Annotated in this window: 13 protein-coding genes and 1 pseudogene; 11 read left to right on the top strand and 3 right to left on the bottom strand. The window is 50.9% G+C overall.

The genetic code is table 11. The features are described from left to right. The 9 genes and pseudogenes from DW743_RS11225 to DW743_RS11185 all read left to right on the top strand — a co-directional run. Window positions 1-1,809: VirB4-like conjugal transfer ATPase, CD1110 family (locus tag DW743_RS11225; RefSeq protein WP_243106633.1), on the top strand; the 1,809-nt coding region annotated here is incomplete at its 5' end. Then, window positions 1,806-2,687, top strand: coding sequence for a DNA-methyltransferase (locus DW743_RS11220; protein ID WP_005928563.1), 882 nt, complete (start codon window positions 1,806-1,808; stop codon window positions 2,685-2,687). The genes DW743_RS11225 and DW743_RS11220, both read left to right, overlap by 4 nt. A gap of 38 nt (window positions 2,688-2,725) precedes the next feature. After that, window positions 2,726-4,789, top strand: a complete 2,064-nt coding sequence (locus tag DW743_RS11215; protein ID WP_117524192.1) for a CHAP domain-containing protein — start codon at window positions 2,726-2,728, stop codon at window positions 4,787-4,789. 34 nt (window positions 4,790-4,823) lie between these two features. Continuing rightward, entirely contained in the window at window positions 4,824-5,081 is a 258-nt protein-coding gene (locus DW743_RS11210; protein ID WP_005928569.1) for a DUF4315 family protein, read from the top strand. Then, window positions 5,071-5,775, top strand: coding sequence for a DUF4366 domain-containing protein (locus tag DW743_RS11205; RefSeq protein ID WP_117524145.1), 705 nt, complete (start codon window positions 5,071-5,073; stop codon window positions 5,773-5,775). The genes DW743_RS11210 and DW743_RS11205 overlap by 11 nt, the downstream gene beginning before the upstream one ends. Then, entirely contained in the window at window positions 5,772-7,868 is a 2,097-nt protein-coding gene (locus tag DW743_RS11200; RefSeq protein WP_117524143.1) for a DNA topoisomerase 3, read from the top strand. Before DW743_RS11205 ends, DW743_RS11200 begins: the two co-directional genes overlap by 4 nt. Window positions 7,869-8,064: 196 nt before the next feature. Then, window positions 8,065-10,860: pseudogene (locus DW743_RS11195) on the top strand (YodL domain-containing protein); the annotation flags it as partial. Beyond that, complete coding sequence (locus DW743_RS11190; protein ID WP_442857729.1) at window positions 10,857-11,069, top strand: transposon-transfer assisting family protein; 213 nt, start codon at window positions 10,857-10,859, stop codon at window positions 11,067-11,069. The pseudogene DW743_RS11195 and the gene DW743_RS11190, both read left to right, overlap by 4 nt. Then, the gene (locus tag DW743_RS11185) at window positions 11,066-11,431 is read left to right on the top strand and encodes a cysteine-rich VLP domain-containing protein (RefSeq protein ID WP_117524139.1); all 366 of its coding nucleotides are present in this window, start codon (window positions 11,066-11,068) and stop codon (window positions 11,429-11,431) included. The genes DW743_RS11190 and DW743_RS11185 overlap by 4 nt, the downstream gene beginning before the upstream one ends. Before the next feature lie 182 nt (window positions 11,432-11,613). Here DW743_RS11185 and DW743_RS11180 read toward each other — a convergent pair whose 3' ends face one another. From DW743_RS11180 to DW743_RS11170, 3 genes are all read right to left on the bottom strand, one after another. Then, window positions 11,614-12,963 (bottom strand): relaxase/mobilization nuclease domain-containing protein, encoded by a 1,350-nt coding sequence (locus DW743_RS11180; RefSeq protein WP_117524137.1) that lies wholly within the window; start codon window positions 12,961-12,963, stop codon window positions 11,614-11,616. Then, window positions 12,924-13,253: a plasmid mobilization protein gene (locus DW743_RS11175; RefSeq protein WP_117524135.1), complete on the bottom strand. Its 330-nt coding sequence runs from the start codon at window positions 13,251-13,253 to the stop codon at window positions 12,924-12,926. The genes DW743_RS11180 and DW743_RS11175 overlap by 40 nt, the downstream gene beginning before the upstream one ends. Before the next feature lie 231 nt (window positions 13,254-13,484). Beyond that, a complete protein-coding gene (locus DW743_RS11170) occupies window positions 13,485-13,835 on the bottom strand; it encodes a helix-turn-helix transcriptional regulator (RefSeq protein WP_117524190.1) in 351 nt (116 codons plus the stop codon). Between the two features lie 160 nt (window positions 13,836-13,995). Here DW743_RS11170 and DW743_RS18470 point away from each other — a divergent pair, with 160 nt between their 5' ends. Together DW743_RS18470 and DW743_RS11160 are read left to right on the top strand one after the other, a co-directional pair. Next, entirely contained in the window at window positions 13,996-14,175 is a 180-nt protein-coding gene (locus tag DW743_RS18470; protein WP_015533991.1) for a helix-turn-helix domain-containing protein, read from the top strand. Next, window positions 14,168-14,833 carry a response regulator transcription factor gene (locus DW743_RS11160; protein WP_117524133.1) on the top strand — a complete coding sequence of 222 codons (666 nt, stop codon included), beginning with the start codon at window positions 14,168-14,170 and terminating at the stop codon, window positions 14,831-14,833. Before DW743_RS18470 ends, DW743_RS11160 begins: the two co-directional genes overlap by 8 nt. The last annotated feature ends 17 nt before the right edge of the window (window positions 14,834-14,850 follow it).

The following is a 14,850-nucleotide window of genomic DNA, read 5'->3' as shown; positions in this document are numbered from 1 at the left end:
TTTTCCCCCCGGGGGGGCGAGCCGTTCCGCTTCTCTTGGGACTGGCTTGTGCCGTCGGGGCTTTCTACAAAGGACTTTATCGCCCCGTCCTCGTTCCGTTTTGGCGACGGGCGCACGTTCCGCATGGGGCGAAAACTTGGTGCGGTATCGTTCCTTGAAATCCTTGCGCCGGAGCTGAATGACCGTATGCTTTCGGACATTCTCGACCTTGAAAACGGGATAATCGTCAATATGCATATCCGCAGTATCGACCAGAGCGAAGCAATCAAGACTATCAAGCGCAAGATAACCGACCTCGACAAGATGAAGATTGAGGAACAGAAAAAAGCGGTACGCAGCGGGTATGACATGGATATAATTCCGTCCGACCTTGCTACTTTCGGCAGCGAAGCAAAAAATCTGTTGCAGGATTTACAGAGCCGCAACGAGCGAATGTTTCTGCTGACGTTCCTTGTGGTAAACATGGCAGACACAAAACGGAAACTAGATAATGACGTATTTGCTACGGCGGGCTTTGCACAGAAAAACAACTGCGCTCTGACCCGCCTTGACTATTTGCAGGAAGCGGGCTTTATGTCCTCTATTCCTCTTGGGGAGAACCTTATCCCCATTCAAAGAGGGCTTACGACCAGTAGCACCGCTATTTTTATCCCGTTCATCACGCAGGAGCTTTTCCAAAGGGGTGCAGCCCTTTACTACGGCTTAAATGCCCTTAGTAACAACATGATACTCTGCGACCGCAAGCAACTGAAAAATCCCAACGGGCTTATTCTTGGAACACCGGGAAGCGGTAAATCCTTTGCGGCAAAACGGGAAATGACAAACGCCTTTCTCATTACCGACGACGATATTATTATCTGCGACCCGGAAGCAGAATATTTTTCCCTTGTGCAGCGTTTGGGCGGGCAAGTGATACGTCTGTCGCCTGCCGGAAAAGGCATGGACGGCAAGCCCCAGTATGTGAACCCTATGGATATTAACCTCAACTACTCCGAGGACGACAACCCGCTTGCCTTGAAATCCGACTTTATCCTTTCCCTCTGCGAGCTTGTTATCGGCGGCAAAGAGGGCTTGCAGCCCGTGGAAAAGACCGTCATTGACCGCGCCGTTAGGAATGTGTACCGACCTTTCCTTGCAGACCCCGCCCCGGCAAAAATGCCGATTTTGGGCGACCTCTACAACGAACTGCTGAAACAGCCGGAGCCGGAAGCTGCCCGCATTGCGGCGGCATTGGAGCTTTATGTTTCCGGCTCTCTGAACGTCTTTAACCACCGTACCAACGTGGAGCTTTCAAACCGTCTTGTCTGCTTTGATATTAAGCAGCTTGGAAAGCAGCTCAAAAAATTAGGTATGCTCATTGTGCAAGACCAGGTGTGGAACCGCGTGACCGTCAACCGCGCCGAGAAAAAGGCAACCCGTTACTATATGGACGAATTTCATTTGCTTTTGAAAGAGGAACAGACCGCAGCCTATTCTGTGGAGATTTGGAAGCGTTTTCGTAAATGGGGCGGCATACCGACGGCTATCACACAGAACGTCAAAGACCTTTTAAGCAGCCGCGAAGTCGAGAATATCTTTGAAAACTCCGATTTTGTCCTCATGCTCAATCAGGCACAGGGCGACCGGGCTATCCTTGCAAAGCAGCTTAACATCTCCCCGCAGCAGATGAAGTATGTAACCCACACCGAAGCGGGCGAGGGGCTTATCTTTTACGGGAATGTGGTGCTGCCGTTCATTGACCGCTTCCCGACGGACACCGAGCTTTACTGTCTGCTTACGACAAAGCCGGAGGAAGTGAGCAAGCCATGAAAACAGACGTAATCATCAACCGCGACGCCCTCTATGCCCTGCGGGAGCTTCCGAGCGAAAGCGTGAACTGCTGCGTCACAAGCCCGCCTTACTATGGACTAAGGGACTACGGGCTTGACGCGCAGATTGGACGTGAGGACACGCCGGAGCAGTATATCGGGCGGCTTGTGGAAGTGTTCCGGGAGCTGCGCCGGGTACTCAAAGACGACGGGACATTTTGGCTGAATATCGCAGACACATACTGCGGCAGCGGCATGAAAGCGGGCTGCAAGCAAAAGGATTTAATCGGTATTCCGTGGCTTCTTGCCTTTGCCCTGCGCTCTGACGGGTGGTATTTACGCAGCGATATTATCTGGCTGAAAGAAAACCCTATGCCGGAAAGCTGCCGCGACCGACCGAGCCGCTGCTATGAGCATATCTTTTTACTGACGAAATCAAAGAAATATTACTATGACGCTGCCGCCATTGCAGAGCCGATCGCGCCGGGAACGGCTGCGCGCTACAGGCAAGGGCGCAGCGCAGGACACAAATACGCCGAGGAAGTACCAGGACAGGGCAAGGTACAGGGTATCAATCAGCCCCGCAGCGGCAGCTATTATGACGACGCCCTTATGCCGACCACAAGAAACAAGCGGGACGTTTGGCTTATCAATACCGTACCGTACAAGGGCGGGCATTTTGCCGCCTATCCCCCGAAGCTCGCGGAAACGTGCATACTTGCGGGCTGTCCGAAAGGCGGCGTTGTGATAGACCCGTTCTTTGGAAGCGGCACCACCGGGCTTGCAGCGCAAAGCCTTGACCGCCGCTATATCGGCATTGAACTGAACGCCGAGTATTGCGCCCTTGCAGGGGCGCGGATTGGAGGTGGTAACACTTGAAAGACCCATTAAAGCCCCGCGATAAAATCACGCAGAAAATGACCCGCGACGGGGCTATCGCAGAAAATCAGACCACGGGAGACACGGAACGTATCAGCAACCGCATACGGGACGCGGATTTACAAAAGACCCCGAAACAACAGGCGGCACAGGACGCTATGCAGCTTCCCCCGGTATCTGATACAAGCCCGCTTCCCCATGTGCCGGGAGCTGCCCCCAAAGCGGACACAGGCAAAACGGAGCGCGTCATGAAGCATATCGACGCCGCCCATACACGAAAAGCCAGTAAAAAGGCAGTACGAAAAGCACAGGCAGAAGCTACCGCCGGGACGAAATCTTCCCGGCTGCAATTTACCGACGAGGAACGCGCTGCCCCGGAGCTTGAAAAGTATATCAAGAAATCCGATAAAGCCGCCGACCGCTTGGATAAGGCAAAGGCAGCTATCCCCAAAGAAAAGAAACTGGTAAAAGAGCGCACCTTTGACGAAACCACCGGGAAAGGCAAGACCCGCCTGCACTTTGAGGAAAAGGACAAGCCGCCCGGATTTAAGGAGAAGCACAACCCGCTATCCCGCCCCACACAGGAAGCCGGGATTTTGGTACATAACAAAATCCATTCTGTCGAAAAGGATAATTCCGGCGTGGAGGGCGCACACAAGAGCGAGGAAGCCGCAGAACGGGGATTGAAGTACGGGGCGCGGAAAATCAAGCAGGGCTACCGCAACCATAAGCTGAAACCCTACCGGGAAGCGGCAAAGGCAGAAAAAGCGGCTTTTCGGGCAAATATGGACTTTCAGTATCACAAGACCCTGCATGAGAACCCGCAGCTAACCAGTAACCCCATTTCCCGGTTTTGGCAGAAGCAGAAAATCAAGCGGCAGTATGCAAAGGAAGCCCGCAATACCGCAAAGGGTATCAAGGGCGCGGCAGAACGCACCCGCAAGGCGGCAGCCAAAGCCGCCGAGAAAACGAAGCAGACCGCAGCATTTGTGGCAAGGCACCCGGCGGGTGTGGCAATCGCTGTCGGGGTGCTACTGCTCTTTATCATGGTTATGTCCGGGCTGTCCTCTTGTGGGGCAATGTTTTCCGGCACGTTAAACGGCGTGCTTGGAACGTCCTATACGTCCGAGGACAGCGACCTTGTGGAAGTGGAAAACAGCTACGCAGGATTGGAAAACGAGCTGCAAAGCAGGATTGACAATATCGAGCGCGACAATCCGGGCTATGACGAGTACCGCTATGACCTTGCAAATATCGGACACAATCCCCATGAATTAGCGTCTTATCTGACCGCAAAATACCAAAGCTACACCTGCGCCGAGGTACAGAGCGAATTACAGCGGATTTTCAATCAACAATACAAGCTGACGCTGACCGAGGAAGTGGAAATACGCTACCGGGAGGAAGAACGCACCGACACATGGACAGATGAGGACGGCAACGAGCATACGGACACCTACACGGTACAAGTGCCTTATGAGTATTACATCTTGAACGTCAAGCTGACGAATACCCCACTATCCACCATTGCGGAAAACAATCTGACCCCGGAACAACTGGAAATGTACCGGGTGTACTTACAGACAAGCGGGAACAAGCCCCTTATCTTTGGCGGCGGCTCTCCCGACACTTCCGCGTCGGAAGATTTAAGCGGCGTGGACTTTGTAAACGGAACGCGCCCCGGCAATACCGCTATCGTTGACCTTGCAAAACGGCAAGTCGGAAATGTGGGCGGCTATCCGTATTGGAGCTGGTACGGCTTTAATTCCCGCGTGGAATGGTGCGCCTGTTTCGTGTCCTGGTGCTACGGGCAAATGGGACTTTCCGAGCCGCGCTTTGCCGCCTGCCAGTCGCAGGGTATTCCGTGGTTTACTTCTCACGGACAATGGGGAGCGCGGGGCTATGAAAACATTGCCCCCGGCGACGCTATCTTTTTTGACTGGGATTTAGACGGCAGCGCAGACCATGTAGGACTTGTTATCGGCAGGGACGAAAGCCGCGTCTATACCGTGGAGGGCAATTCCGGCGACGCCTGCAAGATTAAGAGCTATCCCCTTGACTATGCCTGTATCAAAGGGTACGGGCTGATGAACTGGAACTGACACATTTTTTGAAAATCGAAAGGAGAAAAATTTTATGGCAATGAGTAAAATCGAAAGAATTGACAAGGAAATCCAAAAGACCCGTGAGAAAATCACGGAGTATCAGAACAGGCTGCGCGGACTGGAAGCACAGAAAACCGAAGCGGAAAATCTGCAAATCGTTCAGCTTGTGCGCTCTATGCGCCTTACCCCGCAGGAGCTTACCGCTATGCTTGCGGGCGGAGGTATTCCGGGCATTGCCCCTATGCCCGCAGACTATGAGGAACAGGAGGACAATGCAGATGAAGAATAAAATTCTTAGAAGCCTTACCGCACTTTGCGCCGCCCTTATGCTCATGGGCGGCTTTTCTGTTACCGCCTTTGCACAGACACCTACGACGGAAGAAACCGACGACAGCGGCGTGATCGTGGAAACCGAACCGCAGCCCCTTACCCCGGAGGGCAACATGACCCTTGTGGACGACATCGACGGGGACGCTGCCGAGGATAAACAGTTTATCGTCGTGAAAAGCAAAGGCGGCAACTATTTTTACATTATCGTTGACCGGGCAGCCGAGGGGGAAAATTCCGTCCACTTCCTAAATCAAGTAGACGAAAGCGACCTTATGGCGATTATCGGGGAGGAACAGACCGAACAGCCCCCGGCTGTCTGCAACTGTACCGAGAAATGCAAGGCAGGCGAAGTCAACACCGCCTGTCCTGTCTGCTCTGTAACTATCAATAACTGCACAGGCAAGGACACCGAGCCGGAAGCTCCCGCAGAGCCGGAGAAACCCAAAAACAGCATGGGCGGGCTTCTCATCTTCCTTGTTGTGGGACTTCTTGGCGGCGGCGCAGCCCTCTACTACGTTAAGTTTATGAAACCGAAGCAGAACGTAAAAGGCAGCACCGACCTTGACGAGTTCGATTTTGACGAATACGACGAGGACGAGCCGGAGGAAGAAACTGACATCGCAGACACCGAACAGGAGGACGAGGAAGAATGAAACTTGTGATTTGTGAGAAACCCAGCGTCGGGGCGGCGGTTGCCGCCGCCCTTGGCGTTACGGGTAAGAAAGACGGATATATCGAAAATGACAAGTACATCATTTCTTGGTGTATCGGGCATTTGGTACAGCTTTCCGAAGCTGCCGCCTATGGGGAGCAGTACAGAAAATGGAGCTATGACAGCTTACCCATTCTGCCGCAGGAATGGCAGTACACCGTAGCCGCCGACAAGGGAAAACAATTCAAAATCTTGAAAGACCTCATGCACCGCGCCGACGTTTCGGAAGTCGTGAACGCCTGCGACGCGGGGCGCGAGGGAGAATTGATTTTCCGATTTGTCTATGAAATGGCGGGCTGCAAGAAACCCTTTACCCGTCTTTGGATTTCCTCTATGGAAACGGACGCAATTCGAAGCGGCTTTGAACATCTGAAGGACGGGCGCGGGTATGACACCCTCTATCATTCCGCACTATGCAGGGCAAAGGCTGACTGGCTTATCGGTATCAATGCGACCCGCCTTTTCTCCTGCCTGTATGGAAAGACCTTGAACGTGGGACGTGTGCAGACCCCGACCTTAAAAATGCTTGTAGACCGGGACGCTGCCATTACAAACTTCAAGAAAGAAACCTACTATCATGTGCGCCTTATGCTCCCCGGCGCAGAAGCGGCAAGCGCGAAGATCTGCGCCGCTGATGAAGCGGGCAAACTGAAAGCAGCCTGCGAAGCGTCGGCGGCTGTCTGTACTTCCCTTGTGAAAGAAAAGAAAACCATTGCCCCGCCGAAGCTCTTTGACCTTACCAGTTTACAGCGGGAAACAAACCGTATTTACGGGTACACGGCAAAGCAGACCCTTGACCTTGCACAGACCCTCTATGAAAAGAAGCTCTTGACCTATCCGAGAACGGACAGCGCATTTCTGACCGATGACATGGGAGAAACAGCGACGGGCATTATCGCGCTGCTATGCGGGAAGCTGCCCTTTATGGCGGGCATTTCCTTTACGCCGGAAGTTTCCCGCGTTCTGAACAGCAAAAAGGTATCAGACCACCACGCAATCATTCCCACTATGGAGCTTGCAAAGGCTGACCTTACCGCGCTGCCGGAAAGCGAGCGCAATATCCTTACCCTTGCCGGGGCGCGTCTGCTTATGGCGACCGCCGAGCCGTACAGTTTTGAAGCGGTAACGGCGGTTTTCTCCTGCGCCGACCATGAATTTACGGCAAAGGGAAAGGCGGTAATCGCTGCCGGGTGGAAAGACATGGAACGGCTTTACCGGGTGACCCTCAAAAAGAAGCCGGACAGCGACGACGAAAACGAACTTGTTTTAGATGTGCCGGACTTTACCGAGGGACAGACCTTTGAAAACCCTGCTGCAAAGGTTACGGAGCATGAAACGACGCCGCCGAAGCCCCACAATGAAGCGTCCTTACTTTCTGCTATGGAACGCGCTGGGAATGAGGACACCGACCCGGACGCAGAACGCCGGGGGCTTGGGACGCCCGCTACCCGCGCCGCTGTCATTGAAAAGTTAGTAAAAGGCGGCTTTATCGAGCGCAAGGGCAAGCAGCTACTTCCTACCAAAGACGGCACAAACCTTGTGTGCGTCCTGCCGGACAGCTTAACTTCTCCGCAGCTTACGGCTGCATGGGAAAACAATCTGACGCAGATTGCAAAGGGTAACGCTGACCCTGCCGCTTTCATGCAGGGTATCGAAGCAATGACGCAGGAGCTTGTAAAAACCTATGCTTCCGTGTTGGGTGAGAAACAAGAGCTTTTCAAGACAGAAAAAACAGAGCTTGGGAAGTGTCCCCGCTGCAAGTCCCTGGTCTATGAGGGAAAGAAAAACTACTACTGTTCCAACAAAGAGTGCGGCTTTACCATGTGGAAAAATGACCGCTTCTTTGAGGAACGAAAAACCGCCTTTACCCCGAAGATTGCCGCAGCACTTCTTAAATCCGGCAAGGCAACAGTTAAAAAACTGTACTCTCCGAAAACGGGCAAAACCTACGACGGAACGGTACTTTTAGCCGACACGGGCGGTAAATATGTGAATTACAAAGTAACCATTTCAAAGAACAAAGAACTTGAATAGCAAGCATAGGAAGCGGGTACCCACTTCCGTAAATCCCCCGTTTTCGTCTGCCGACGATTGCGGGGGATTTTTCTTGTTGGGAAGTTTCCCAAACCCTCTGCAATTTTTCAAAATCTTTGGCAGAACAGGCGGCGCGTTGTATTTAGGAGCGTAACCACCAACGCGCAGCGTCTACGCTGCCATTTCAGAAAGGAGCGAATACATGAGCGAACAATTTTCCATTCTTATCGACAGCCGCACCCGCTTTGAAACAAGCGAACCGGGCGGCGTGTGGCTTTCCATGCCGACCACAAAGGAGCAGCTTCACGAAGCTATGCAGCGCGTCGGCATTACTGCGGATAACCCGCAGGACTTCTTTATCAACGGCTTTGCAAACACCGAGCAGCAGCCCTTTGACGTGCCGCTTCCCGTTATCCAGAGCGCAGGGCTTGACGAACTGAACTACTTAGGCAATCTGCTTGCCATGCAGCGCGACGAGGACAGGGACAAGTTTACGGCGGCGGTAGCTCTTGGGGAACGTGCCGGAAGTGTCAAAGACCTTATCAACCTTGCACAAAATCTTGACTGCTACTGGCTTTATCCCACCGTACAGAACGAAGAAGATTACGGCTATTACCTTATCGACGAACTGGACGAATTAGAACTGCCCGAAGAAGCAAAAAAGTATTTCATGTATGAGGATTACGGGCGGGACGCTGCTATCAATGACGGAGGACGCTTTACCGAACAGGGCTATATCTACAACAACAAGAACACCTTTACGGAGTGGTACAATGGCAGAGAAAGCGACATACCGAGGGAATACCGCGTTATGAGCTTCCCGCAGCCGCACCGCCCCGACCCGTCAAAGGTAGAAATGGACGCAGCCGCACCGGGACAGAAAACAGTGCAGACCATAGAGCAGCCGCAGGAGCCGCGCCCGGTTATCCCTATTGTGCTGACGAGCGAAAAACCCGCAGAGAAATTGAAAGAGATTACCGACCGTCTGGAACAGGGAATAACGGAACTCTTTGACAGCGAGCGTTACCGGGAATATCTGCGCGTCATGTCAAAATTTCATAATTACAGCTTTAACAATACGCTGCTTATCGCCATGCAGAAGCCGGACGCTTCCCTTGTTGCGGGCTTTTCCGCATGGAAAAATAATTTTGGGCGAAACGTGATAAAAGGGCAAAAAGGAATTAAAATCATTGCCCCGTCGCCTTACAAAGTCAAACAGGAAATGAAGAAAATCGACCCCCACACGCAGCAGCCTATCATTGGGAAAGACGGGAAGCCGGTTACGGAGGAAAAGGAAATCACGATACCCGCTTATAAGGTAGTGTCTGTCTTTGACGTGTCGCAGACCGAGGGGCGCGAGCTTCCCGACATTGCCGTAAATGAACTGACGGGCGACGTGGAGCGTTACAGGGATTTTTTCGCTGCCCTTGAAAAGACTTCCCCCGTTCCTATTGGCTTTGAGCAGATACCGGGTAGCTCTCATGGTTACTACCATTTGGAGGACAAGCGCATTGCCATTGACGAGGGCATGAGCGAGATTCAAACCTTGAAAACGGCGATACATGAAATCGCACACGCAAAGCTGCACGATATAGATTTGAACGCGCCGGAGAACGAACAGCAGCCCCATATTGACAGGCGTACCCGCGAAGTCGAAGCGGAAAGCGTCGCTTATACCGTCTGCCAACACTACGGGCTTGATACGTCGGACTATTCCTTTGGGTACGTCGCCGGGTGGAGCAGCGGCCGCGAGCTTTCCGAACTGAAAAGCTCCCTTGAAACAATCCGCAGCGCAGCCGCCGAGATTATCAATTCCATTGACGAAACATTAGCGGAGCTTTCAAAGGCGCAGGATAAGGAGCAGACTGCCGGACAGGAGCAGCCGGACAAAGAGGAAAACGCCGCGCCGGAGCAGCCGAAACAGGAAGCCTCCGCACAGGAAAAAGCAGCCTTTATCCCGGAAACAGTTTACCGGGTGCGCCGCAATCCTTACAGCGACAGGAAAGAGAACGCCTATCTGCTGCAAGCCTATGTAACGCAGGAAAACGGGCGGGCAAAAATGGGCGCGGTACTTTTCACAGGAACGCCCCAGAAATGCCGCGAGCTTATGGGGCAACTCAAAAGCGGCGAACTGACCGAGGGACAGGTCAAGGAGCTTTACGCAAAGGCACAGGAAACCGCTAAGACCGCCGAACAGGACAAAGGCACCTTTTCCATTTATCAGCTAAAGCATGGCGACGAAACGCGGGACTTGCGCTTTGAGCCATACGACCGCCTGCAGGCGACGGGAAATGTGGTTGATAAGGCGAACTATGAGCTTGTCTATTCCGCAGAGCTTACGCCGGGGACTTCCCTTGAAGATATTTATACCCGTTTCAATATCGACCACCCCAAAGACTTTAAGGGACACAGCCTTTCCGTTTCCGACGTGGTGGTGCTTCATCAGAACGGGCAGGACGCCGCCCACTATGTAGACAGCTTCGGCTATAAGAATGTGCCGGAGTTTTTACAGGAGCAGAAGCAGCTTACGCCCGACGAGTTGGAAACAGGCGAAACAATCAAAACGCCGCGCGGTACTTTCTATGTAACCGATATGAGCCGCGAACAAATGGAAGCCGCCGGATATGGCTTTCACCATCAATCCGACGACGGAAAATATTTAGTCATGGGAAATGGTACGCGGGCGTTTGCCATAGCAGCCGAGCAGCGGGAAAATCCCTTGAAAGCTGCCGAGCAGACCACCGAGCAAAACGAAAACATGATTGACGGGATTATCAACAATACGCCGACCGTTGACGAACTGGAAGCAAAGGTTAAGGCGGGAGAAACGATTTCCCTTGTTGACCTGGCTAACGCGGTCAAAGCCGATAAGGAGCGCGGCAAGGGCAAGCCGGAAAAGAAGCCCTCTATCCGGGCGCAGCTTAAAGCGGATAAGGAAAAGGCACAGAAGAAAGCCGCAGCGAAAACAAAAAATCACGATTTGGAGGTATGAGCATGAACAGATTTACCGTTGAGGAAACAAACCTTTTGAGCATTTACCATGAGGGAAGCAAGGCGCAGCTTACGGAGAACATCAACGCCGCGCTGCCTTACATGGACGCGGATATGCGGGAACTGGCGAAGCGCGCCCTTTCCAAAGTGGACGCGCTGACCGAGGAAGAATTTGCGGAGCTTACCATTTACGCCGCAGAGGAAGTATGAGCAGCATTAAGCGGCTTTCGCCGCCCCAGAGCCGGAAAGTCAATTCCCTTGTGCGCCGGGAGTGCTGCAACTGCGATAACGGACACTGTATTTTGCTTGACGACGGGGACGAGTGCGTATGCCCGCAGCTTATCTCTTATTCGCTGCTTTGCAAATGGTTTCGGATTGCCGTACTTCCCCTTGATAAGCTCCTGTATGCCGAGCTTTTTAAGACCGAGGATAAAAAGCGTTGTACTGTATGCGGCACGTTCTTTGTATCAAAGTCAAACAGCGTCAAATACTGCCCGGACTGCCGCAAGCGTATCACGAACAGACAGGCAGCGGAGCGCATGAGAAAACGACGCGCCCTTGTTACGCGATAAGGGCGAAAATAGCCTTGATTTACAGGGCTTGCAGCGCGTGAAAATCACTTAGGCGATACAGAATACCTTTTCCCTTAAAAACAGCTTTCTACTGCGTAACATACCAAAATCAGCACCCACAAAAAGACAGGGCGCGGGAGGTCATTACTGGCTTTCCGCGTCCTGTCTTTTTTTGCGCCTGTTTATCCGCGCTCTGTTTCCTTGCCCCGTTCCGGCTGCTTTCCTGTCTGCAAAATGCTGTCTATGTTCTGCTTGATAACGTCATATTCCCGGACTTTCTTTTTCAGCTTGCCATAATCGGCGTAAAGGGCTTCTTTCTGCGCTTGGAGTGCTTCATATTCCTTTTGCAGCGTGGCGGGATTGGGGAGCTTTGTAATGCCCGCCGTTTTGAGTGCCTTTGCCGCAGCTTCATGGAGGATAATATCGCGCTCATGTCCGGCGCGGTATCGCTCTTTGTTCTTTGCCTTGCGGTATGCGTCATAGACAGGCTTTGTCTTTTGATAAGTGGCGACGTGCTTCATCAGCACCGCCATATCTGCAAGCCGCTTTTCAACGCCCTTTAATACGTCTGCCGCCTGTTCGCTTTCTGCCGCCACTTCCTCAATCCGGCTGACTAAATCCGCGTACTGTTCAATCTTATTCTCCGTCAAGAAATTCATGGTCTTAGCTGCCTGTTTCAGATTGTGGATTTTCGCCCAGTGTTCATAGCCTTTGCTCTGCGCCGCCTTGATACTGTTTTCAATGTCAATCAGCAGGCTAACGCCGCCGCGATCTGCGCGGGGAGCTTTCGCAGCGCGGGCGCGTTTGCCCTCTATGCGTTCCCTTATGGCTTCCTCTGTATAGTCTGCGCCGAGGGTTTTAAGACGGGTAAAGCGTTCCTGTCCGGGAGCGCGGCAGGACACATATTTTCCCGGCTTTATCTCATAGCCCGCAGCTTGCAGCCGTTGTAACAATTCCTCAAAACTGGACACTTGGGGAATGAGTGCGTCAACGGCGATTTTCAGCTTGCCTTTCCGACTGGTTCCCGTTTTTTCCTCTTGATACTCTGCATAGCTCTTTCCCTTGTTTCCCTTTTTCGGGACAATGACGGATAAGCCGTTTTCCCGGCACAGCCTGTCGCTCATGTTCCGTATGCCGTAATAACTACGCTTATTGGAATTATACTTGTGGTGGTCTACAAAATTGACCGCGCAGAAAATAATGTGATTATGGACGTGTCCTTTGTCAATGTGCGTCGTCAATACATACTCATGCTGCCCTTTTGTTACCGCGTCGGCAAGCTGCTTTCCGATTTTGTGGGCGGTTTCATAATCCACTTCCCCCGGCTCAAAGGACTGTATCAGATGAAAGGCTAAATTGTTGCCCTTTTGGAGAGCTTGCGACAAGGTATATTCAAATTCAATGTCTGCCGTTTCATAGGAGCAGCCAAAAGAGGACACAAGCATTTTCCCGTCCGTCTTATCGGGATTTTGGATATAGTCAAGGGCTTTGCTCAACGTGCTTTTAATAGGCTTAATCTTTGTAACCGCCATATCTCCGCAAGCACCCCCTTTATTTCCTCTATGTCCTCTTGGTAGACGCTGCCCGTACTGTTTACGCGCTTTGCAATCTGGTTGACGTTGACACCGATTTTCTGTATCTCCGCTGTCATGGCTTTTATGTCGGTGTGGTCTACTTGGATAATGTATCCGTCAATGGCAATCTTCCTAAGATATGCCGCCATGTTCCGGGTGGGGACGAGCTTCATTTTTTCAAGAATTAAATCCCGTTCTGCTTCTGTTACTCTGAATTTGATTTGTACCGTTCTTTTGCGTCCGTCCATGCTTTCGCTCCTTTCCATTCCGAGGGTTTGGGACACTTCCCAACAAGCCATTTTCAACCGACGTGCCGCAGCGCAGGAGGGCGAAAATACGGAAGTGGGTACCCGCTTCCTATGCTTGCTACGAAAGTTTTTTCTTAATCCTTACTACAACGGAAAGCCCCGTTTTGCCAAACTTACACAAAAGAAAAACGCTGCAATCTCAAAAAGATTACAACGCTTCCTAAAGCCTATTTAGTTTTCGTTTTCGACTTCTGCAATTTCTTTCGCCGTCGCGGTAACAATCCGTATTCCTGTATCGCTCATATCATCAAGAAGCGCGTCAAGCTGCCGCCGCTTTGTGTCTTTCTCCGGCTGCGTATCTAAAAGAAACTGGTCTACGGATATATGATAGCGCAGCATAAGCTCAAAGAAAATCTGTAAACTTGGGTGCTGCCCGTTGTTCTCAATGTTTGCAAGGTAACGCGGGGAAATATACATTTCGTCGCTTACTTTCTTGCGGCTCTCTTTGCGCTCTTTCCGCGCGTTCTTTATTGCTTGCCCAAAAGCCTTGAAGTCGTACTTTTCTACTGGTCTTTTTGCCATATTCATTCACCCAGTTACATTTTACTGTTCCCCTTTCTTCTTGGATATGTCTATATACTTCCTATAACGAACCTAAATAATGCCTATTTCCGTACTTGCTATTATTCGCCATACCGTATATAATTATACTGATAAACTTTGAAGAAAGGACGGGTGGCTTATGGAATATATGTCTTGTGCAGAAGCAGCGGGCAAATGGGGCATTTCAGAAAGACGGGTGCAGAAACTTTGTGAGGGGGAGCGCATACCGGGCGTTTCAAAATTTGGTAGTATGTGGCTGATACCAAAAGACGTGGAAAAGCCAACTGATAGACGCAGAAAGGAGTTTCAACATGAATAATGTTTTAATTATCGAAGATGATAAAGAAATTTGCGTTATGATAAAAGACCATCTGGAAAAGTACAATTATCAAGTCTTCTTCACACTTACTGGTGCAAATGCGATTGAACGCATAAAAGAATTATCCCCAGATTTAATTATTTTAGATTTAATGCTTCCTTTTATCAGTGGAGATGAATTAATTAGAAATATCAGAAAATTTTCAGATGTACCTGTAATTGTTGTTTCTGCAAAAAGTTTAACATTCAACAAAGTCGAACTGCTACGCTTGGGTGCTGATGACTATTTAACAAAGCCGTTTGATTTGGACGAATTACTAGCGCGAATTGAACGCAATTTGCTAAGAAGTCAAAAAGATACTCCCCATCTTTGTTTGACCTTTGGAGAACTTTCCATTAATACATCTTCAAAAATAGTTACTGTTGCAGACGAAATTATTGTGCTTACAGCAAAAGAGTATCAACTTGTAGAACTACTGGCGAAATATCCTGATAAAGTTTTTTCTAAGCAAAATCTTTATGAAAGTATTTGGCAAGAACCATTTGCAAGGGATAATGATGTCATTAACACACATATAAGTAACTTACGAAAAAAATTAAAGGGCGAAGGCTGCCGAATTAAGACCATATGGGGCTTGGGTTACCGATTTGCAAAGTGAGCTTTAGATAATCTTTA

The organism is Blautia sp. AM28-27, assembly GCF_003480905.1.
Classification (GTDB): domain Bacteria; phylum Bacillota; class Clostridia; order Lachnospirales; family Lachnospiraceae; genus Fusicatenibacter; species Fusicatenibacter saccharivorans.
This window is presented reverse-complemented; position numbering and strand designations above follow the sequence as displayed.

Coding starts and splice junctions, on each gene's coding strand:
- DW743_RS11170 (WP_117524190.1), bottom strand. CDS start 13,835: ATGGCAAAAAGACCAGTAGAAAAGTACGACTTCAAGGCTTTTGGGCAA.
- DW743_RS11215 (WP_117524192.1), top strand. CDS start 2,726: ATGACCCGCGACGGGGCTATCGCAGAAAATCAGACCACGGGAGACACG.
- DW743_RS11180 (WP_117524137.1), bottom strand. CDS start 12,963: ATGGCGGTTACAAAGATTAAGCCTATTAAAAGCACGTTGAGCAAAGCC.
- DW743_RS11220 (WP_005928563.1), top strand. CDS start 1,806: ATGAAAACAGACGTAATCATCAACCGCGACGCCCTCTATGCCCTGCGG.
- DW743_RS11200 (WP_117524143.1), top strand. CDS start 5,772: ATGAAACTTGTGATTTGTGAGAAACCCAGCGTCGGGGCGGCGGTTGCC.
- DW743_RS11185 (WP_117524139.1), top strand. CDS start 11,066: ATGAGCAGCATTAAGCGGCTTTCGCCGCCCCAGAGCCGGAAAGTCAAT.
- DW743_RS11175 (WP_117524135.1), bottom strand. CDS start 13,253: ATGGACGGACGCAAAAGAACGGTACAAATCAAATTCAGAGTAACAGAA.
- DW743_RS11205 (WP_117524145.1), top strand. CDS start 5,071: ATGAAGAATAAAATTCTTAGAAGCCTTACCGCACTTTGCGCCGCCCTT.
- DW743_RS11190 (WP_442857729.1), top strand. CDS start 10,857: ATGAGCATGAACAGATTTACCGTTGAGGAAACAAACCTTTTGAGCATT.
- DW743_RS11160 (WP_117524133.1), top strand. CDS start 14,168: ATGAATAATGTTTTAATTATCGAAGATGATAAAGAAATTTGCGTTATG.
- DW743_RS11210 (WP_005928569.1), top strand. CDS start 4,824: ATGGCAATGAGTAAAATCGAAAGAATTGACAAGGAAATCCAAAAGACC.
- DW743_RS18470 (WP_015533991.1), top strand. CDS start 13,996: ATGGAATATATGTCTTGTGCAGAAGCAGCGGGCAAATGGGGCATTTCA.